Origin of the sequence: Pigmentiphaga sp. NML030171, assembly GCF_002188635.1 — a bacterium.
GTDB lineage: Bacteria > Pseudomonadota > Gammaproteobacteria > Burkholderiales > Burkholderiaceae_B > Pigmentiphaga > Pigmentiphaga daeguensis.
In genome coordinates this window covers 41,459-60,631 of sequence record NZ_NINX01000047.1, presented here as the reverse complement: position 1 = coordinate 60,631, position 19,173 = coordinate 41,459, and the positions used below count along the sequence as shown (strand labels likewise).

The following is a 19,173-nucleotide window of genomic DNA, read 5'->3' as shown; positions in this document are numbered from 1 at the left end:
GCACGATCATGGCCCGCCTGGACCGCACCTTTGCCCTCGATGATTTCGAAGCGCTGGCCAAGCGGCGCCTACCCGGGCCGATCTTCGATTTCTACGCCGGCGGGGCGGACGACGAACACACCCTGGCGCTCAACCGCAATGCCTTTCGGCAGGTGGGATGGTCTCCCCGCGCGCTGGCCGGCGGCGCCTCGCCCGACGCGTCCACGCTTCTGCTGGGGCGTGCCGTCGCCATGCCGGTGGCCGTGGCGCCCATGGGAGCGGTCGGGTACGGTTGCCTGGACGGCGACCGGGCCATCGCGCGCGCGGCGGCCCAGGCGGGCATCCCCTACATCTTGTCGACCACCGCCACGACCACGATCGAAGCCATCGGCGAGGCATCGGCCGGCGCCAAGTGGTTCCAGCTCTACCCGCTTCGCCAGCGGGACCATATGTGGCGCCTGCTCGCACGCGCGCTTGCCGCCGGCTTCGAAGCCCTGGTCGTGACCGTGGACGTGCCGGTAGGCGGCAAGCGGGAACGGGACCTGCGCAATGACTGCGCCATGCCTTTCCGGTTTACCGCTCGCAATGTCGCCGCGTTCGCGGCCCGGCCGCGATGGGCTCTGGGCATGCTGCGCCATGGCGTACCCGCCATGGCCAATCTCGCTGGCCTCGACCCGGCCGGCGCGCGCGGCTCCACGCTTGCACCGTCGGTAGGCGCCGAATTCGATCCCGCGTTCGATTGGAGCGGCCTGGCCGAGATCCGCCGGCGCTGGCCCGGCCCCCTGCTGGTGAAGGGCGTGCTGCGCCCAGACGACGCGCTGCGGGCACTAAGGGCGGGATGCGACGGCCTGGTGGTCTCCAACCATGGCGGAAGGCAACTCGAGACCGGCGTTCCCGCCCTGGCCGCGCTGGCCGCAGTCCTGAGGGCGGTCGGTGACAAGGCGCAGGTATTCCTGGATGGCGGCGTGCGCCGCGGCGCCGACGTGGCCAAGGCGCGATGCCTGGGCGCTGCCGGAGTCCTGGTCGGACGCCCGTTGCTGTTCGGCGCCTGTGTGGCCGGCCAAGCGGGCGCGGCGCGCGTGCTGGACATCCTGCACGACGAGCTCATACGGACGATGCGCCTGTGCGGTGCCGCCAACGCAGCCGCCTTGACCTCCGAATTGCTCTGGAACGCTGGCATCCCGGCCGCCCCGTCCAACGGCCAACCGCCGCCGACTTGACGATTCGCGACCAACTGGTAGCATGCGGCTGCCGCGCCCTGTCTTCCCGGGGCGCGCCGCAATCCGCCCACAGGGTTGCAACTGCCGGAAACAACCATGCCTGCTTGCCCCGCCGTGTCCTGCCAGCGGTGGCCCGCCCTGACGGGGCCCCGCCTGTGGCGTCTTGCGCCAGGCCCGGCGGTGCACGGCGATTTCGCGCCCTACAGTTTCCCCCATGCCCTGCGGAAGCGTTTCCTGGACGCCCAGGAAGCAGCGGCCCGTTCGGCCTACGCCCGGTCCAAGCCCGGCTAACGAGCATCCAGTCCCGCATCCGTTCCGGCGTCCGCCTCCGGCCGCCCGGAACGACTGTTTTCGCCCGCGTGCAGCCTTGCTCCACGCGGGCGCCCTTGCTCATCGCCAGCGCCAGGCACCATGGAACTCACCAAGCAATTCGTCAAAGCCAAGAACCCCTGCACCGGCGGCTACCGCTGGTTCATCCGAGACCACAACGGACACGGAGACTATCAAGCCATCCTCGATGCCCTGGTGGCCGATGGCCGGGTCGATGACGCCTGCTGGCTGCTGGACCAGTTCGGACCGGTGGACACCGTCTTGCGACTGGACACGGTCGACGCCCACGCCATCGTGTTCGCGGGCACGCTCGAAGTCCGCAGCGGCATCAATGTCGACACGCTGGTGCGCGCCGGCCGCCATCTGTGCACGGGCGGCGGCATACGCGCCGGCACCGCCATCGTGGCCGGCAGCGACATCGAAGCCGCGGGCAATCTGGCCAGCGGCGGCCATATCCGCGCCGGCGGCGACATCTCGGCCGGCTGGGGCATCGAGGCAGCCACCCAGCTCGACGCGGGCGGGCATTGCCGCGCCAAGTGGGACATCCAGGCCGGCGGCGACATCGTGGCCGGGCTGATGCTCCAGGCCGACGGCAGCATCCAGGCCGGCCACGCGCTGCGCAGCGGCCGCGGCATCAAGGCAGGCGTCGACATCGGCGCCGGGCACGACCTGGTGGCCGTCCAGGGCATCCTGGCCGGCGGCAACGTCACGGCCGGCAATCACATCGAATCGGCATGGGGCATCAAGGCCCTGGGCGACATCCTGGCCCAGGGCTCGATCCGGGCCGGCGAAGGGGTCGAGGCGGGCGGCGAGATCGGCTGCGGCGCGGGCTACGGCATCTATGCCGGCCTGCAGGTCCGGCGCGACGCCTGGGCGGACAGCGCCCGCGTCCAGGCCCGGCAACGGCCGGACGGCCTGGTCAGCGGCCATTGGGCCGGCAGCGCGTGCTGAAAGCCGCGGGCGGGAGCGTCAGGGCCGCCAGGCGCTGGCCACGTGGGACAAACCATGGTCCGGCCCGCCGGACAGGCCCTCGGACAACTCCCGGGCGGCCAGGAGCACGCGCTCGGAGAACTCGCGCAAGCGGCGCGGCTTGAATCTCGCATCGGGTCCGGAGACGCCGATGGCCGCGATGACGTGGCCCATGCCGTCTCGTATCGGCGCCGCCACGCCGCTGACCGCCTCGCGCCACTCGCAGCGATTGACGGCGTAGCCCCGCTTGCGGATCTGCGCCATCTCGGCCGCGAAGGCGGCCGGATCGACGATGGTGTGAGGGGTATATGCCACCAGCTCCTGCGACATCGCCTGCAGCCACTGCGCAGTGCGAAAGGCGATCATCGCCTTGCCGGTGGCCACGCAATGGGCGGCCGCGCGTCCGCCTATCTGCGAATAAGCCCGGACCGGATTCAGGCTTTCGACCTTATGGACGTAGACGACCTCCTTCTGGTCGAGGACCGACAGGTGCACGGACTCGCCCGTGGCGTCCATGAGGGCATCCATGACGCCTTCCGCGTGGCGGCGCAGGTCGAACCCCGACAAGGCGGCCGAGCCCAGCTCCCAGAGCTTGATCGAAATGCTGTACGAACCGCCGTCGTGGCGGATCACGTAGCGCTGCCCGGCCAGCGCCTGCAACAGCCGGTGCGCGTTGCTCTTCGGCAGGCCCAGCGCCCGGGCGATGTCCGTGACGCCCATGGCGCCCTGGCTGCGCGCCAGCAACTCGATGACGGCCAGCCCCTTGAGCAAGGTGTTGTTCATGGTGATGCCTCGCTAGATCGTTCCATATTCTAGAACAGTTGTACCTCTTCTGAGAACGCTCATAAGCTCTCTCCAATTCGACAAGGAGACATAGCCCCCATGAGCGACATCGAACCCCGCGAACTGCCGTTGGCCGGCATCACCGTCATCGAGTTCTGCTCGATCGCGGCCGGCCCGTTCTGCGGCATGCTGCTGGCCGACCTGGGTGCCGAGGTCGTCAAGGTGGAGGCGCCCGGGGGCGACGCCATGCGCGCCTGGCCGCCGCTCAGCGAGGGATACAGCGAGAACTTCGCCTCGTTGAACCGCAACAAGCGCTCGGTGGTGCTGGACCTGAAGAACCCCGCGGACGCCGCCACCGCGCGCGCGCTGGTGGACAAGGCCGACGTCCTCATCGAGAACAACCGCCCCGGCGTCATGGACCGCCTGGGACTGGGCTACGCGGCGCTGTCGGCGCGCAATCCCGCCCTGGTCTATTGCTCGATCTCCGCCTACGGGCAGAGCGGCCCGCGCGCCCAGGAAGGCGGCTTCGACCTGACCATGCAGGCAGCCGCCGGCGTGATGAGCGTGACCGGCGATTCGGACGCGCCGGTCAAATGCGGCGTCCCGATCTCCGATTTCTCGTCGGGCCTGTACGCGGCCTTCACCGTGGCTTCATCGCTGCTGAAAGCGGTACGGACCGGCCGTGGCGCGCACCTCGACATTCCCATGTTCGGCTGCACGCTCGCCATCGGCGCGCTGCAGACCAGCGAATACTTCGGCACGGGCGTGAACCCGCGCAAGCTGGGCTCGGCCCACCCCCGCAACGCCCCCTACCAGGCCTATCGCGCCGCGGACGGCCATTTCGCGATCGCCGCCGGCAACGACAACCTGTGGCGCGCGGTCGTGCGCGCCGTCGAACTTCCCGAGCTGGCGCACGACCCGCGCTTCGGCAGCATCCTGGACCGGGCGCGCAACCAGGAGGCGCTGAAGGACATCCTGGAGACCCGCTTCGCGCTGCACGGCGTGGACTATTGGATCGATGTCTTCCGGCAGGCCGGCGTGCCCCATGCCCGCATCAACGACTACGCGTCGGCGCTGGCCGACCCCCAGGTCGAGCACATGGACTGGGTACGGGGACTGCGCCTGCCCGGCGGACGCGAAACGCGCACCTTCGCTTCGCCGGTCCGCCTGGACGGACGATCGCCGCCGATACGGCGTACCCCGCCCGCGCTGGGCGAACACGACGACGAAATCCGCAACGCCTTGAACCGGGAGCCCCAGGCATGACCGCCACGATCCCCCTACCCGGCCGGCTGGCCGCCTTCGTCCGCGGCATGGACGCCGCCCTCGGCACCGCGCCGGACGAGCCTCATGCCGTCGAGGCCTGCGCGGCGTTGCTACGCGAGCTCGTGGCTCACGACGACTGGCTGCCCGGGGACTGCTCGCGTCCGCACCCGGTCCATTATCAGCAATACCTGCTGCACCGGGATCCCGCCGGCCGCTATTCGGTGGTCAGCTTCGTCTGGGGCCCGGGACAGCGCACGCCCATACACGACCATTGCACCTGGGGCGTGATCGGCATGCTGCGCGGCGCCGAATACTCGCGCGCCTATGCCCGCGAAAACGGACGCCTGGTCCCCGCTGCCATCGAAGAGCGCATCGAGCCCGGGCAAACCACTTGCGTGTCCCCGTCCATCGGCGACATCCACCTCGTGCGCAATGCCTACGACGATCGGGTCTCGATCAGCATCCACGTCTACGGTACGGACATCGGCAAGCAGTCCCGCCATGTCTACGACGCCGAGACCGGCGCCGCCAAGTCCTTCGTCTCCGGATACGCCAATGCCTGAAGCCTTGCTCCAGATCGAGACCGATGCCGGCTCGGGCGTGCGCCGCCTCGTGCTCGACCGGCCGACCTGCGGCAACGCCCTGTCGGCCGCCCTCGTCGCCGCGCTGTCCGAGGCCGTAAACGCCTGCGTCCGGGACGATGTGCGCTGCCTCGTGATCGAGGGCGCGGGCCGTCACTTCTGCACCGGCGTGGACCTGTCGGCCCTGGACCGGGAAACCGACGACTCCCTGCTTGCACGTTTCATCCGCATCGAACTGCTGCTGCAGGCCGTGCACCGGGCTCCCTTCGAAACGGTCGCCGTCGCCCACGGCCGGGTCGCCGGCGCCGGTGCCGACCTCTTCGCCGCCTGCCGGCGCCGGCTCATACGCGACGACGCTTCGTTCGCCTTCCCGGGCGCCGCCGGCTTCGGCCTGGTGCTCGGCACGCGCCGCCTGGCTGCGCTGGTGGGCGGCGACACGGCCCAGGACTGGATACGCTCCGGTCGCTGGATCGACGCCGACGAGGCCTTGGCGGCCGGCCTTGCCCAGGCACGCATCGATGCGGCGCGGAACCTGGATGCGCCTGCCGCGCACGCCCCGGACGCCGGCACCCAGGCCCTGCTGGACCAGGCGATGCGGACGGCGCAGGCCGACGATCCCGACCTTGCGCTGCTGGCCCGCTCGGCCGCCCGGCCAGGGCTCAAGCAACGCATCCAGGAGTACGCCGCGCGCGTGCGCGCGGCCAGGCAGCAGTAATCCCTTCCACCACAAGCGCCCTCGCAGAGGCGCCCGACAGGAGACATCCATGCTTCATCGTCTTGCCGCAGGCGCGGCACTGGTATTGCTGAGCCCGTTGTCCCAGGCGGCTTCCGACACCGCGTCCTTCCCGACCCGCGCGGTCAAGATCGTGGTCGGCTATACGCCCGGCGGCGGCACCGACATGACGGCCCGCCTGCTCGCGCAGCAGCTCGGGGAAAAACTCGGTCAATCCGTGATCGTGGAGAACCGGCCCGGCGCGGGCCAGAACATCGGCGCCACCTACGTTTCCCGGGCCGACCCCGACGGCTACACCCTGTTCCTGAGCTCGTCGGCGCTGGCGATCAACGTCAGCCTGTTCCCCAAGCTCGACTACGACCCCGTCAAGAGCTTCGCGCCCATCGCGGTATTCGGCCAGAGCCCCAACCTGCTCGTGGTCTCCAGCAAGCTGCCGGTCAAGGACGTCAAGCAGCTCGTCGCCTATGGCAAGCAGCATCCGGGGGCGTTGAACTTCTCCTCGTCCGGACACGGCAGCACCCAGCACCTGTCCGCCGAGCTGTTCAAGCTGCGGACAGGCATCTCGGCCACGCACGTTCCCTACAAGGGGTCGGGGCCGTCCATCAACGGCGTGCAGACCGGCGAGGTCCAGTTCACCTTCATCAACATCCCGTCCATGTCCGCGCTGATGGGTAGCGACAAGGTCAAAGTGCTCGGGCTGACCAGCTCGAAGCGGTCCGCCGCCGTGCCCGACATTCCCACGCTGGCGGAGGCCGGCGTGGACGGCATGGACGTGGCCGCCTGGTACGGCCTGCTGGCGCCGGCCGGCACCCCGCCGGCCATCGTCAGGCGCCTGAACCAGGCGGTGAACGACGCGCTGGCGGACGAGAAATTCCGCAACCAGCTGATGCAGGCCGGCGTCGAGCCCATGAACAGCACGCCGGAATTCTTCGCCTCTTTCCTTGCCGACGACATCGCCCTCTGGAAGAAGGTGATCAGTGCCGCCGGCACCAAGGTCGATTGACACGCCCCCATCCCCATAGACAGGAGCAACACATGTTCGAGAACTGGAAGGAACTGCTGGGCACCCTGCGCCAGTCGTCCAACAAGCTGGGCAACACCAACCCCAAGGTACTGGAGGCCTACCGGGGCCTGAATGCCGCGCTGGGCACCAACGGCGCGCTGGATGCCAAGACGCGCGAGCTGATCGCACTGGCCGTGGCCGTCACCACCCGCTGCGACGGCTGCATTTCCTCGCATGCCGCGGCGGCGGTCAAGGCCGGCGCCACCGAAGCCGAAGTCAGCGACGCGCTGGGAACGGCCATCGCGCTGAATGCCGGCGCGGCCTACGTCTATTCGCTGCATGCCATGGAAGCCTTCCAGCAGAACGCCTCCGCGTGAAAGCGGATTGCGCCCGGCATCGCCCATTCACGCCCATCGACAGGAGACAAACCCCATGAGCGCCTACGTCATCGACAGCGCGCTGTTCCGAGACCAGTTCAGCACCGCCGCCACCCGGGCCATTTTCAGCGACGAACAGACCGTCCAGAAATGGCTGGACGTGGAAGCCGCCCTTGCTCGCGTGCAAGCCCGCATGGACATCATTCCCCGGCACGCCGCCGACGAGATCCAGGCCAAGGCCAGGGTGGAGCTCATCGACCTGGCGGAACTGAAGCAGGAAATGGATCGCACCAGCCACCCCATCGTTCCGCTGCTGCGGGCCATGAAGAAAGTGTGCGACGGCGACACCGGGGAATTCATCCACTGGGGCGCGACGACGCAGGACATCGTCGACACCGGCACCATCCTGCAGGTCAAGGAAGCGCTGGAACAGATCGAGGGCAACTACCGCCGGGCGCTTGCCCATGTCATCGCGCTGGCCGAGCGGCATCGCGACCAGACCATGGCGGGACGCAGCCACGGCCAGCAGGCCTTGCCCATCACCTTCGGCTTCAAGGCCGCGGTATGGGCGGCCGAGATCGGCCGCAACCTGGAGCGCCTGCGGCAGATGAAGGAACGGGTGCTGGTCGGCCAGTTCTCGGGCGCGGTCGGGACGCTGGCCGCCCTGGGCGACCGCGGCATCGAGGTCCAGGAGGCCCTGTTCAAGGAACTGGGCCTGGCCTGCCCCGAGATCTGCTGGCACGTGGCGCGCGACGGCATCGCCGAACTGGCCTGCGTGCTGGCGATCTGCACCAGCACCGCCGGCAAGATCGCCCACGAGATCTACAGCCTGCAGAAGACCGAGACCGCCGAACTCGAAGAGCCCTTCACCCTGGGCAAGGTGGGCAGCAGCACCATGCCCCACAAGCGCAACCCGCCCGCCTGCGAGGGCATCGTGGCGATCTCGCGCGTCGTCCGCAGCACCGTGGCGCTGGGGCTGGAAGGCATGATGGCCGAGCACGAGCGCGACAAGATCGTGCTCCAGACCGAACGCGAGTTCGTCACCCGCCTGTGCTGCATGGCCGACGCGGCCTTCGCCAAGCTGGCCTACGTCACCGCCGGCCTGACCGTCCGGGGCAACAACATGGAACGCAATCTGTTCGTGCAGAAAGGCCTGCTGCTGTCCGAAGCCGTCATGATGAAGCTGGGCGACCACCTGGGCCGGCAGGAAGCCCACGAGCTGGTCTACGAGATCTGCATGGACGTATTCGAGCGCGGCGGCACGTTCAAGGACGGCCTGCTGGCCAACCCGACCATCGCCCGCCACCTCAAGCCCGAGGACATCGACCGCATGCTGGATCCCCAAGCCTACACCGGCGCCGCCGGCGCCTTCGTCGACCGCGTCGTGGCCGCCCACCGCGGCGCCACGGCCTGACCACCCTTCAAGACAAAAAAAACGGCCTCACGGCCGTTTTTTCTCAGCATCCCGACTCCAGGGCACAGCGGATCCGGCTCCGCCGGTCCGCCAGTACCGCCCCCTTGAGGGGGCGCCCGAAGGGCGTAGGGGGTGGGCTTCCCTTGTCAGAAATTCAAAGAGCGCTTGTCCACCGCCAGCGCGGCTTCCTTGACCGCCTCGGACAGCGACGGGTGCGCATGGCAGATGCGGGCGATGTCTTCCGACGCCGCGCGGAACTCCATGGCCACCACGCATTCCGAGATCAGTTCGGAGGCCTGCGGGCCGATGATGTGCACGCCCAGGATCTCGTCCGTCTTGGCGTCGGCGATGACCTTGACCATGCCGGTCGTGTCGCCCAGCGCGCGGGCGCGGCCGTTGGCCAGGAACGGGAAGGTTCCGGCCTTGTAGGCGCGGCCTTCGGTCTTGAGCGCCTGCTCGGTCTGGCCCACCCACGAGATCTCGGGCGAGGTGTAGATGACCGACGGGATCGTGTTGAAGTTGACGTGGCCATGCTGGCCGGCGATGCGCTCGGCCACGGCAACGCCCTCTTCCTCGGCCTTGTGCGCCAGCATGGGTCCGCGCACGACGTCGCCGATGGCCCAGACGTTGGGCAGGCCGGTGCGGCAGTCCTCGTCGACCACGACGAAGCCCCGCTCGTCCAGCTTCAGTCCCACGCCTTCGGCGTTCAGGCCCTGGGTATTGGGCACCCGGCCGATGGACACGATCAGCTTGTCGACGACCAGCGACTGCTCGGCGCCGGCGGCGTCGGTGTACTTGACCGTGGCGTTCTTGGCGGACGACTTCACGTCGGAGATCTTCACGCCCAGGTTGATCTTCAGGCCCTGCTTGGTCAGGACCTTCAGCGCTTCCTTGGCGATCTGCTCGTCGGCGGCGGGCAGGAAGGTCGGCATGGCTTCCAGGATGGTCACCTCCGAACCCAGGCGGCGCCACACGCTTCCCAGCTCTAGGCCGATCACGCCGGCGCCGATCACGCCCAGGCGCTTGGGCACGGCACCGATGGCCAGCGCGCCGTCGTTGGACAGCACCTGCTTTTCATCGAACGGCAGGTCGGGCAGCGCGCGCGGGCTGGAACCGGTCGCCACGATCACGTGCTTGGCGACGAGTTCTTCCTCGGCCGGGCCGGAAACCTTGATGGACCAGCCGCCGTCGACCTGGCCCGAGAACGCGCCCGTGCCGTGGAAGAAGGTGACCTTGTTCTTCTTGAACAGGAACAGGATGCCGTCGTTGTTCTGCTTGACGACGGTGTCCTTGCGGCTGATCAGCTTGTCCAGGTCCAGGCCCAGGCCCTTGACCTCGATGCCGTGATCGGCAAAGTGATGGCCGGCATGCTCGTAGTACTCGGACGATTGCAGCAGCGCCTTCGAGGGAATGCAGCCCACGTTGGTGCAGGTGCCCCCCGGGGCCGGACCGCCCTTGGCATTGCTCCAGGCGTCGATGCAGGCCACCGACATGCCCAGTTGTGCGGCGCGGATCGCGGCGATGTACCCGCCAGGACCGGCACCGATGACGACGACGTCGAATTGCTTACTCATTTCATTTTTCCAGTTAGAAGGACCCAACTACCCCAAGTGCCAACGCGGGTCTCAACCCAGGGCACCGCCGATCCGGCTCCGCCGGTCGGCCAGTGCCGCCCCCCTGGGGGGGCGCGCGTAAGCGCGTAGGGGGGGATTAAATGTCTAGCAGCAGGCGCTGCGGGTCTTCCAGGGCTTCCTTCATCGCGACCAGGCCCAGCACGGCCTCGCGGCCGTCGATGATGCGGTGGTCGTAGGACATCGCCAGATAGTTCATCGGGCGGATGACGATCTGGCCGTTCTCCACCACGGCGCGGTCCTTGGTGGCGTGCACGCCCAGGATGGCCGATTGCGGCGGGTTGATGATGGGGGTCGACAGCATCGAGCCGAAGGTGCCGCCATTCGAGATCGAGAACGTGCCGCCGGTCAGGTCGTCCAGGCTGAGCTTGCCTTCCTTGGCCTTCTGGCCGAATTCGGCGATCTTCTTCTCGATGTCGGCCAGGCTGAGCTGGTCGGCGTTGCGCAGGATGGGCACCACCAGGCCGCGCGGGCTGCCGACGGCGATGCCGATGTCGAAGTAGCCGTGGTAGACGATGTCCTTGCCGTCGACCGAGGCGTTGATGATGGGATAGCGCTTGAGCGCGGCCACGGCGGCCTTCACGAAGAAGGACATGAAGCCCAGCTTGACGCCGTGTTCCTTCTCGAACTTGTCCTTGTACTTGGCGCGCAGGTCCATCACGGCCTGCATGTTGACCTCGTTGAACGTGGTCAGGATGGCGTTTTCCGCTTGCGATTGCAGCAGGCGCTCGGCCACGCGGGCGCGCAGCCGGCTCATCGGCACGCGCTGCTCGGGACGGCCGTTGACCAGGGTCGCGGCTTCGTTGACGATGGGCGCGGCGGCGGGCTTGGCGGCCGGGGCGGCGGCGGCGCCCAGGGCGTCGCCCTTGGTGATGCGGCCACCGCGGCCCGTGCCTTGCACGGACTCGGGGGCGATGCCCTGCTCGGCCAGCAGCTTGGCGGCGGCGGGCGACGGGATCGAGGTGGCAGGCGCGGCAGCCGGGGCGGCGGCAGGAGCCGCTGCGGGAGCCGGGGCGGCGGCGGCCGGAGCGGGCGCAGCGGCGGCGGGCGCGGCGGCGGCACCGGCCTTGCCTTCCGTGTCGATCTTGGCGATCACTTCTTCCGAGGTAACGGTGCTGCCGTCGGCCTTGACGATCTCGGCCAGCACGCCGTCGGCGGGCGCCGGCACTTCCAGCACGACCTTGTCGGTCTCGATCTCGATCACGATTTCATCGCGCGAGATGGCTTCGCCCGGCTTCTTCTTCCAGGTCAGCAGTGTGCCTTCCGACACCGATTCAGAAAATTGGGGGACTTTTACGTCGACTATAGCCATGTCAGTTATTCCGCAAGTATGGGGAGTTCTTTCTTGGACCGGCGCCACGCGGCCGGGAGTCGGGGCCGCCTGCAAGCGGCGGTCCCGGACGTAAGGATCACTTGGTCAGCACGATGCCCTTGAGACGGCCGAAGGCCTGGTCGAGCAGCGCCTTGAGCTGTTCCATGTGCTTGGAGTAGTAGCCGACGGCCGGCGAGGCCGAGGCCGGGCGGCCGGCGTAGGCGAGCTTCTGGCCTTCGCCCATGTTCTCGTACAGGTGATGCTGCACGTAGAACCACGGGCCCTGGTTCTGCGGCTCGTCCTGCACCCAGATCACCTCGGTGGCGTTCGGGTACTTCTTGAGCTCGGCGGCCAGGCTCTTGTGCGGGAACGGATACAGCTGTTCGACACGGGCGATGGCCACGTCGTTGGCGCCGCGCTCCTTGCGGGAGTTGACCAGGTCGTAGTAGACCTTGCCCGAGCAGACCAGCAGGCGCTTGACCTTGGAAGCGTCGATCGTCTCGTCGACTTCGCCGATCAGCGTCTGGAACGACCCCTTGCTCAGGTCGGACAGCGGCGAGGTGGCATCCTTGTTTCGCAGCAGCGACTTGGGCGTGAAGATGACCAGCGGCTTGCGGAACTGGCGGATCATCTGGCGGCGCAGCAGATGGAAGATCTGCGCGGCGGTGGTCGGCTGCACCACTTGCATGTTGGTATCGGCGCACAGTTGCAGGAAGCGCTCGATGCGGCCCGACGAGTGTTCGGGGCCCTGCCCTTCGTAGCCGTGCGGCAGCATCAGCACCAGGCCCGACTGGCGGCCCCACTTGGCTTCGCCCGAGCTGATGAACTGGTCGATCACGACCTGGGCGCCGTTGGCGAAGTCGCCGAACTGGCCTTCCCAGATCACCAGCGAGTTGGGCTCGGCGGTCGAGTAGCCGTACTCGAAGCCCATGACGGCCTCTTCCGACAGCAGCGAATCGATGACGCGGAACGGCGCCTGCGCTTCGGACACGTTCTGCAGCGGCACGTACACGCCCGAATCCCAGCGCTCGCGCTTCTGGTCGTGCAGCACGGCATGGCGGTGGGTGAAGGTGCCCCGGCCCGAATCCTGGCCGGTCAGGCGCACCGGGTAGCCGGCGGCCACCAGGCTGGCGAAGGCCAGGTGCTCGCCCATGCCCCAGTCCAGGTTCATTTCACCGCGCGCCATGGCGCGGCGGTCGGCCAGTACCTTCTCGACGATGGGGTGGACCTTGAAGCCTTCCGGCACCGTCGTGATGCGCTCGCCCAGGCGCTTGAGCTCGGCCTGCGGCATGGCGGTGTCGGCGGCGTCCGTCCACTTGCGGCCCAGGAAGGGCGACCAGTCGACGGCGTACTTGTTCTTGTAGTCGGTCAGGACGGGATCGACCGTGTGGCGGCCTTCGTCCATGGCGGCGCGGAAGCGCTTGACGTATTCATCGCCCTCGTCCGGGCCGATCACGCCCTGCACCGCCAGCTTGTCGGCGTACAGCTTGCGGGTGCCGGGGTGCTGGCCGATGCGCTTGTACATCAGCGGCTGGGTCAGCGCGGGCGTGTCCTGCTCGTTGTGGCCCAGCTTGCGGAAGCAGACGATGTCGACCACGATGTCCTTCTGGAACTCGACGCGGAAGTCCAGGGCCAGGCGGGTGGCGAACACGACGGCTTCGGGATCGTCGCCGTTCACGTGCAGCACCGGCGCCTCGATCATCTTGACCACGTCGGTGCAATACAGCGTGGAGCGGGTGTCGCGCGGATCGGAGGTGGTGAAGCCGATCTGGTTGTTGATGACCAGATGCACCGTGCCGCCCGTGCCGTAGCCGCGGGTCTGCGCGAGGTTCAGGGTTTCCATGACGACACCCTGGCCGATGAAGGCCGCGTCGCCGTGGACCAGCACGGGCAGCACCTGCTTGCCGCCTTCCATGCCGCGGCGCTCCTGGCGCGCACGGGCGCTGCCCTCGACCACGGGGTTGACGATTTCCAGGTGCGACGGGTTGAACGCCAGCGACACGTGGACGGGACCGCCGCGGGTCGAGATGTCGCTCGAGAAGCCCTTGTGGTACTTCACGTCGCCGGCAGCCAGGCCGCCGTCGTCGTACTTGCCTTCGAATTCGGCGAACAGGTCCTTGGGCATCTTGCCCAGCGTGTTCACCAGCACGTTCAGGCGGCCGCGGTGGGCCATGCCCAGCACCACTTCCTGGATGCCGCATTCGCCGGCATGCTGGATCAGCTCGTCGATGGCCGCGATGAAGCTTTCGCCGCCTTCCAGCGAGAAGCGCTTCTGGCCGACGTACTTGGTGTGCAGGTAGCGTTCCAGGCCTTCGGCGGCGGTCAGGCGGTCCAGCACGTGCTTCTTCTGCTCGGCCGTCAGGCTGGGCGTGGCTTGCGTGCTTTCCAGGCGTTGCTGGATCCAGCGCTTGATGACCGGGTCGGACACGTGCATGAACTCGACGCCGATGCTGCGGCAGTACGTGTCGCGCAGCGCCTTCACGATCTCGCGCAGCGTCATGTGCTCGGCGGTCGTGAAGTAGGTGTTGGTGGCGGAGTAGACCTTGTCCATGTCCGCTTCGGTCAGGCCGTAGAAGCTCGGCTCCAGCTCGGGGATGGCCGGGCGCTCCTGGCGCTGCAGCGGGTCGAGATCGGCCCAGCGCGCGCCGAGATAGCGGTAGGCGGCGATGATGGACTGGACGTGGACCTGCTTGCCCGCGACCGACAGGTCGCTTTCGGCGGTACGCGGCAGGAAGGCATTGGCGCGCGCGCGCTGGGCAAAGGATTCGATGACCGGCGCATGGGCCTGGTCGCGGGTGGATTCCTGGCCGTCAACCGCCGGCGTGTGCTGCAACTGGTCGAAATAATTGCGCCAGTTGTCGGGAACGGAACCCGGATTGTCGAGGTAGGCCTCGTAGAGTTCTTCCACGTACGGCGCATTACCCCCGAACAGATACGAGGTGCTGGATTCTTGGATGCTGGACATGATTTGCGCTTCACCTTGCCGGGTGTTTCACCCGTTCGATGCAGGACGGACCTTCCGCGACACGGCTCGGCCGATTAGCGGATAGCTAGTGCAGAAGGCGGTTGATGGAACCTTTCGGTTGGAAGGAATTAAATCAATAAACCTGTAAAGCATAGCACTTAGGGACTTCCCTCGCTCGGAAAAGCCGTGCGAGTGTGGCGGTTTGGACGACAGCCACTGTACTGGATGACCCGGCGCATGTCCGCAAGTTCCGGTGCTGCGACGCAGCGCCTGTCCGCTCCCGATGCGGTGCATGCACCACACCGGGAGCCATCACGCCCTCTTCACGCTCACGCCACTTTCTGCTCGGCATGCTCCTCGAATTGCTCGGCCTCGGTCGAGCCGTGCAGCGCGGTGGTGGACGACCGCCCGCCCTCCACCGCCTGCGTCACCGCGTCGAAATAGCCGGTGCCGACCTCGCGCTGGTGCTTGACCGCAGTGAAGCCGCGCTCGGCTGCCGCGAACTCCTTCTGCTGCAGGGCAACGAACGCCGTCATCTGCTCGCGGGCATAACCGTAGGCCAGGTCGAACATGCCGTAGTTCAGCGCATGGAAACCGGCCAGCGTGATGAACTGGAACTTGTAGCCCATGGCGCCCAGTTCGCGCTGGAACCTGGCGATCGTGGCGTCGTCCAGGTTCTTCTTCCAGTTGAACGACGGCGAGCAGTTGTAGGCCAGCAGCTTGCCCGGATACCGGCTGTGAATGGCCTCGGCGAAGCGGCGCGCGTAGTCCAGGTTGGGGGTCGAGGTCTCGCACCAGATCAGGTCGGCATACGCCGCATAGGCCAATCCGCGGGAGATGGCCTGGTCGATGCCCGCCCGCGTGCGGAAGAAGCCTTCGACCGTGCGCTCGCCGGTAATGAACGGCCGGTCGTTCTCATCGACGTCGCTGGTGATCAGGTCGGCCGCGTCGGCGTCCGTGCGGGCCAGCAGCAGCGTCGGCACGCCCAGCGTGTCGGCGGCCAGGCGCGCGGCGATCAGCTTGGAGACGGCTTCGCGCGTGGGCACCAGGACCTTGCCGCCCATGTGGCCGCACTTCTTGACCGAAGCCAGCTGGTCCTCGAAATGCACGCCGGAGGCGCCCGCGTCGATCATGGCCTTCATCAGCTCGAAGGCGTTCAGGACACCCCCGAAGCCGGCCTCGGCATCGGCCACGATGGGTGCGAAATAATCGATGTAATCCGGGGTGCCCGGCCGGCCGCCCTCCATCCACTGGACCTGGTCGCAGCGCTGCAAGGCATTGTTGATACGGCGCACGACCGACGGGACGGAGTTGGCCGGATACAGGGACTGGTCGGGATACATCTCGCCCGCCAGATTGGCGTCGCCCGCGACCTGCCAGCCGGACAGGTAGATGGCGCGCAGCCCGGCCTTGACCTGCTGCATGGCCTGGTTGCCCGTCATCGCGCCCAGCGAATTGACGAAGGGTTCCTCGTTCAGCATCTTCCAGAGCTTCTCGGCGCCACGGCGGGCCAGGGTGTGCTCGGGCTGCACCGAGCCCCGCAGCGCCACGACGCGTTCGGCGTCGTAGCCCCGGCGCAGGCCCTTCCAGCGCGGGTTCTCGCGCCACTCCTGCTCCAGCTTCTCGATTTCGGCGTTGCGTTGTGACATGAATGTCTCCTTCAAGGGTAGGGAACGACGGTTGGAAATCCTGGCGGCCGCGGTGCCGGGTAAGAAACAATCTATAGATATGCTGCAATGCAATCAATCTTTCTTCTCTTGTATAAGAATTATTTTTTATTTAAAAAAATCAATAACTTAAAATTTAAATTCCATGATGAGAAAAAAAAACCGGCCTATGAAAGCCGGTTTTTTTGCGAAGCAACGATCGGCTTCGCGCGATTTTGCGATGTGCGGGATCGAACCAAGATACGAGAATTGGCCATCTTGATGGACAATTTCCGCCCATTTATTTAGAATTATCTAAATTAGATTTTACTAATCAATCAAGACCATGCCCTTATCCCCGGAAGACAGGCGCTTCATGCAAGAAGGAGCCGCCCAGGCCGCGGCGCTGCTGCGCTCGGTAGGCAACGAATCCCGGCTGCTGGTGCTGTGCCTGCTGATCGAACACGGCGAGCTCACCGTGGGCGAACTGCTGGCCCAGGTGCCGCTCAGCCAGTCCGCGCTGTCCCAGCACCTGGCCAGGATGCGCGACGAAGGCCTGGTCTCGTTCCGCAGGACGTCCCAGACCCTGCACTACCGCATCGCCAACCCCGACGTGGCGCGGCTGATCGCCACGCTCAAGGCGATCTTCTGCCCCCCTTCCAAGGACAGCACATCATGACGCCCCGCCTGCTTCCCCCCCACGCCGCCTCCGCCCTGCTCGACCAGGGCGCCCTGCTGGTCGACATCCGCGATGCCGACGAACACGCGCGGGAACGCATCCCGGGCGCGCGCCACATACCGCTTGCCCGGCTGGCCGACGCCGGGCCGCTGGCCGTCCCCGGCACGTCCATCGTCTTTCACTGCCGATCCGGCAACCGCACGCGCATGCATGCGCAGGCGCTGGCCGCCCAAGCCCCTGGCGACGCCTGCATCCTGGAAGGCGGACTCGATGCCTGGAAACGCGCCGGCCTGCCCGTGGTGCGGGATCGCTCCCAGCCGCTGGAGCTCCAGCGGCAGGTCCAGATCGTTGCCGGCACGCTGGTCGTGCTGGGCGTGGTCCTGGGCGTGACGATCAGTCCCTGGTTCCACCTGTTGTCCGGGCTGGTCGGTGGCGGGCTGGTATTCGCCGGGCTGTCCGGCTTCTGCGGCCTGGCCCGTGTGCTGGCCAGGCTGCCGTGGAACCGGCGCGGCCTGGCCGCCCGAAGCCTCTGACCCGCGGCGATGCTCCCTCAAGGGGGCACTTTTTCTTCTTGGGACGGTCCGGCGATGAAAAAAACCCGCCTGCAAGCAGGCGGGTTTCGGGGAAGGACCTCGCTCGCCGGCGGCAAGCCGCCGGCCAAGGGATCAGCGCTTGCCCAGGTCCGGCACGTCGCGCGCGGGCGAACCGGTGAACAGCTGGCGGGGGCGACCGATCTTGTAGTCGGGATCGGAGATCATTTCGTCCCACTGCGCGATCCAGCCCACGGTGCGGGCCAGCGCGAAGATGGCCGTGAACAGCTGGGTCGGGATGCCGATGGCGCGCTGGACGATACCCGAGTAGAAATCGACGTTCGGGTACAGCTTGCGCTGGACGAAGTAATCGTCTTCCAGGGCGATCTTTTCCAGGGCCATGGCCAGCTTGAACAGCGGATCGTCCTGCAGGCCCAGGGCTTCGAGCACTTCGCGGCAGGTTTCCTGCATCAGCTTGGCGCGCGGATCGTAGTTCTTGTAGACGCGGTGGCCGAAGCCCATCAGACGCACGCCCGAGTTCTTGTCCTTGACCTTGGCGACGAACTCGCCCAGCTTGTCGACGCCGCCGGCGGCCAGGAGGTCTTCCAGCATCTGCAGCGCCGCTTCGTTGGCGCCGCCGTGGGCCGGACCCCACAGGCAAGCCACGCCCGCCGCGATGGCCGCGAACGGATTGGTGCCCGACGAGCCGCACAGGCGCACGGTCGAGGTCGAGGCGTTCTGCTCGTGGTCGGCGTGCAGGATGAAGATGCGGTCGAGCGCGCGCTCGATGACCGGATTCACCTGGTATTCCTCGCACGGCGTGGCGAACATCATGCGCAGGAAGTTGCCGGTGTAGGACAGGTCGTTCTTCGGATAGACGTAGGGCTGGCCGACCGAGTACTTGTAGGCCATGGCCACCAGCGTAGGCATCTTGGCGATCAGGCGGATGGCCGAGATCTCGCGGTGCTTGGGCTGGGTGATGTCGATCGAATCGTGGTAGAACGCCGACAGCGCGCCGACCAGGCCGGTCAGCACGGCCATCGGGTGGGCGTCGCGGCGGAATCCGCGCAGGAAGAACTGCAGCTGCTCGTTGACCATGGTGTGATGGGTCACCAGATGGTCGAAGTCGGCCTTCTGCTTGGCGTTGGGCAGCTCGCCGTTCAGGATCAGGTAGCTGGTTTCCAGGAAGTCGCACTTGACCGCCAGCTGTTCGATCGGATAGCCGCGGTACAGCAGTTCACCCTTGTCGCCGTCGATGTAGGTGATGCTGGACGAGCAAGCCGCCGTCGACATGAAACCAGGGTCGAGAGTGAACATCCCGGTTTGCGCGTACAGCTTGCGGATATCCACGACCGACGGGCCGATCGTGCCTTCATAAACCGGAAACTCGGCACCCTGGCTCCCATCGGAGAAGGTCAGGATCGCTTTCTTGTCGGACAGTTTCATCGGATGTTCCTCTTCCATCAAAATCAGTTCACATGGACTCGGCCGCTCACACCGAGCGCAGCCGCTTCAGCAAATCCTGCATGGCCGGCGTGGCAAGGTCTCCCTCGGGTTCCTTGCGAGCCAGCAGATAGTCCATCAGCTCGTTGTCGGACAGCTCGAGCAACCGGGTCAACTCCGCCACGTCGGCGTCGGTGAGCCGGGATTCGTACGCGTCCAGGAAACGCGTCAGTATCAGGTCGTTCTCGAGCAGCCCGCGCCGGGCGCGCCAGCGCAGGCGCGTCCGGTCATGCAGGGAAAACTCCGGCACCA

Annotated in this window: 18 protein-coding genes; 11 read left to right on the top strand and 7 right to left on the bottom strand. The window is 67.1% G+C overall.

Features of this window, described 5'->3' with window-relative positions; translation table 11 throughout:
- Positions 1-8 precede the first annotated feature (8 nt).
- From CDO46_RS24110 to CDO46_RS24105, 3 genes are all read left to right on the top strand, one after another.
- Entirely contained in the window at positions 9-1,199 is a 1,191-nt protein-coding gene (locus tag CDO46_RS24110; RefSeq protein ID WP_087841111.1) for an alpha-hydroxy acid oxidase, read from the top strand.
- A 96-nt stretch (positions 1,200-1,295) separates the two neighbouring features.
- Entirely contained in the window at positions 1,296-1,490 is a 195-nt protein-coding gene (locus CDO46_RS28175; RefSeq protein ID WP_132980278.1) for a hypothetical protein, read from the top strand.
- 120 nt (positions 1,491-1,610) lie between these two features.
- Entirely contained in the window at positions 1,611-2,480 is an 870-nt protein-coding gene (locus tag CDO46_RS24105; protein WP_087841110.1) for a hypothetical protein, read from the top strand.
- An 18-nt stretch (positions 2,481-2,498) separates the two neighbouring features.
- Here the strand turns inward: CDO46_RS24105 and CDO46_RS24100 are convergent, their stop codons facing one another.
- Positions 2,499-3,281, bottom strand: a complete 783-nt coding sequence (locus tag CDO46_RS24100) for an IclR family transcriptional regulator (RefSeq protein ID WP_087841109.1) — start codon at positions 3,279-3,281, stop codon at positions 2,499-2,501.
- A 99-nt stretch (positions 3,282-3,380) separates the two neighbouring features.
- Between CDO46_RS24100 and CDO46_RS24095 the strand changes: the two genes are divergently transcribed.
- From CDO46_RS24095 to purB, 6 genes are read left to right on the top strand one after another with little or no spacing between them, the layout of a single operon-like run.
- A complete protein-coding gene (locus tag CDO46_RS24095; protein ID WP_087841108.1) occupies positions 3,381-4,547 on the top strand; it encodes a CaiB/BaiF CoA-transferase family protein in 1,167 nt (388 codons plus the stop codon).
- Between the two features lie 47 nt (positions 4,548-4,594).
- Positions 4,595-5,110 carry a cysteine dioxygenase gene (locus tag CDO46_RS24090; protein ID WP_279815099.1) on the top strand — a complete coding sequence of 172 codons (516 nt, stop codon included), beginning with the start codon at positions 4,595-4,597 and terminating at the stop codon, positions 5,108-5,110.
- A complete protein-coding gene (locus CDO46_RS24085; RefSeq protein ID WP_087841106.1) occupies positions 5,103-5,843 on the top strand; it encodes an enoyl-CoA hydratase/isomerase family protein in 741 nt (246 codons plus the stop codon). Before CDO46_RS24090 ends, CDO46_RS24085 begins: the two co-directional genes overlap by 8 nt.
- 49 nt (positions 5,844-5,892) lie before the next feature.
- Positions 5,893-6,864, top strand: coding sequence for a tripartite tricarboxylate transporter substrate binding protein (locus tag CDO46_RS24080; RefSeq protein ID WP_087841105.1), 972 nt, complete (start codon positions 5,893-5,895; stop codon positions 6,862-6,864).
- A 32-nt stretch (positions 6,865-6,896) separates the two neighbouring features.
- Positions 6,897-7,241 carry a carboxymuconolactone decarboxylase family protein gene (locus CDO46_RS24075; RefSeq protein ID WP_087841104.1) on the top strand — a complete coding sequence of 115 codons (345 nt, stop codon included), beginning with the start codon at positions 6,897-6,899 and terminating at the stop codon, positions 7,239-7,241.
- 55 nt (positions 7,242-7,296) lie between these two features.
- Positions 7,297-8,655 (top strand): adenylosuccinate lyase, encoded by a 1,359-nt coding sequence (gene purB, locus CDO46_RS24070; RefSeq protein ID WP_087841103.1) that lies wholly within the window; start codon positions 7,297-7,299, stop codon positions 8,653-8,655.
- 146 nt (positions 8,656-8,801) lie between these two features.
- On the opposite strand, the gene lpdA is transcribed toward purB, so the two are convergent.
- The 4 genes from lpdA to aceA all read right to left on the bottom strand — a co-directional run bounded on the left by lpdA (position 8,802) and on the right by aceA (position 16,212).
- Positions 8,802-10,229 (bottom strand): dihydrolipoyl dehydrogenase, encoded by a 1,428-nt coding sequence (gene lpdA, locus CDO46_RS24065; RefSeq protein ID WP_087841102.1) that lies wholly within the window; start codon positions 10,227-10,229, stop codon positions 8,802-8,804.
- 136 nt (positions 10,230-10,365) lie between these two features.
- Positions 10,366-11,598, bottom strand: a complete 1,233-nt coding sequence (odhB, locus tag CDO46_RS24060; RefSeq protein WP_087841101.1) for a 2-oxoglutarate dehydrogenase complex dihydrolipoyllysine-residue succinyltransferase — start codon at positions 11,596-11,598, stop codon at positions 10,366-10,368.
- Positions 11,599-11,695: 97 nt separating this feature from the next.
- Complete coding sequence (locus CDO46_RS24055) at positions 11,696-14,563, bottom strand: 2-oxoglutarate dehydrogenase E1 component (RefSeq protein ID WP_087841100.1); 2,868 nt, start codon at positions 14,561-14,563, stop codon at positions 11,696-11,698.
- A gap of 329 nt (positions 14,564-14,892) precedes the next feature.
- Positions 14,893-16,212 (bottom strand): isocitrate lyase, encoded by a 1,320-nt coding sequence (gene aceA, locus CDO46_RS24050; RefSeq protein ID WP_087841099.1) that lies wholly within the window; start codon positions 16,210-16,212, stop codon positions 14,893-14,895.
- A 343-nt stretch (positions 16,213-16,555) separates the two neighbouring features.
- Here aceA and CDO46_RS24045 point away from each other — a divergent pair, with 343 nt between their 5' ends.
- Positions 16,556-16,888, top strand: a complete 333-nt coding sequence (locus CDO46_RS24045; protein WP_087841098.1) for a helix-turn-helix transcriptional regulator — start codon at positions 16,556-16,558, stop codon at positions 16,886-16,888.
- Positions 16,885-17,421, top strand: a complete 537-nt coding sequence (locus tag CDO46_RS24040; protein WP_087841097.1) for a rhodanese-like domain-containing protein — start codon at positions 16,885-16,887, stop codon at positions 17,419-17,421. Before CDO46_RS24045 ends, CDO46_RS24040 begins: the two co-directional genes overlap by 4 nt.
- 132 nt (positions 17,422-17,553) lie before the next feature.
- Here the strand turns inward: CDO46_RS24040 and gltA are convergent, their stop codons facing one another.
- Both gltA and CDO46_RS24030 read right to left on the bottom strand, forming a co-directional pair.
- Positions 17,554-18,864, bottom strand: coding sequence for a citrate synthase (gltA, locus tag CDO46_RS24035; protein WP_087841096.1), 1,311 nt, complete (start codon positions 18,862-18,864; stop codon positions 17,554-17,556).
- 46 nt (positions 18,865-18,910) lie between these two features.
- Positions 18,911-19,171, bottom strand: coding sequence for a succinate dehydrogenase assembly factor 2 (locus tag CDO46_RS24030; protein WP_087841148.1), 261 nt, complete (start codon positions 19,169-19,171; stop codon positions 18,911-18,913).
- Between the last annotated feature and the right edge of the window lie 2 nt (positions 19,172-19,173).

Bases quoted from the DNA above. Each gene is read 5' to 3' on its own strand.
- CDO46_RS24110 (WP_087841111.1), top strand. From the start codon at position 9: ATGGCCCGCCTGGACCGCACCTTTGCCCTCGATGATTTCGAAGCGCTG.
- CDO46_RS28175 (WP_132980278.1), top strand. From the start codon at position 1,296: ATGCCTGCTTGCCCCGCCGTGTCCTGCCAGCGGTGGCCCGCCCTGACG.
- CDO46_RS24105 (WP_087841110.1), top strand. From the start codon at position 1,611: ATGGAACTCACCAAGCAATTCGTCAAAGCCAAGAACCCCTGCACCGGC.
- CDO46_RS24100 (WP_087841109.1), bottom strand. From the start codon at position 3,281: ATGAACAACACCTTGCTCAAGGGGCTGGCCGTCATCGAGTTGCTGGCG.
- CDO46_RS24095 (WP_087841108.1), top strand. From the start codon at position 3,381: ATGAGCGACATCGAACCCCGCGAACTGCCGTTGGCCGGCATCACCGTC.
- CDO46_RS24090 (WP_279815099.1), top strand. From the start codon at position 4,595: ATGGACGCCGCCCTCGGCACCGCGCCGGACGAGCCTCATGCCGTCGAG.
- CDO46_RS24085 (WP_087841106.1), top strand. From the start codon at position 5,103: ATGCCTGAAGCCTTGCTCCAGATCGAGACCGATGCCGGCTCGGGCGTG.
- CDO46_RS24080 (WP_087841105.1), top strand. From the start codon at position 5,893: ATGCTTCATCGTCTTGCCGCAGGCGCGGCACTGGTATTGCTGAGCCCG.
- CDO46_RS24075 (WP_087841104.1), top strand. From the start codon at position 6,897: ATGTTCGAGAACTGGAAGGAACTGCTGGGCACCCTGCGCCAGTCGTCC.
- purB (WP_087841103.1), top strand. From the start codon at position 7,297: ATGAGCGCCTACGTCATCGACAGCGCGCTGTTCCGAGACCAGTTCAGC.
- lpdA (WP_087841102.1), bottom strand. From the start codon at position 10,229: ATGAGTAAGCAATTCGACGTCGTCGTCATCGGTGCCGGTCCTGGCGGG.
- odhB (WP_087841101.1), bottom strand. From the start codon at position 11,598: ATGGCTATAGTCGACGTAAAAGTCCCCCAATTTTCTGAATCGGTGTCG.
- CDO46_RS24055 (WP_087841100.1), bottom strand. From the start codon at position 14,563: ATGTCCAGCATCCAAGAATCCAGCACCTCGTATCTGTTCGGGGGTAAT.
- aceA (WP_087841099.1), bottom strand. From the start codon at position 16,212: ATGTCACAACGCAACGCCGAAATCGAGAAGCTGGAGCAGGAGTGGCGC.
- CDO46_RS24045 (WP_087841098.1), top strand. From the start codon at position 16,556: ATGCCCTTATCCCCGGAAGACAGGCGCTTCATGCAAGAAGGAGCCGCC.
- CDO46_RS24040 (WP_087841097.1), top strand. From the start codon at position 16,885: ATGACGCCCCGCCTGCTTCCCCCCCACGCCGCCTCCGCCCTGCTCGAC.
- gltA (WP_087841096.1), bottom strand. From the start codon at position 18,864: ATGAAACTGTCCGACAAGAAAGCGATCCTGACCTTCTCCGATGGGAGC.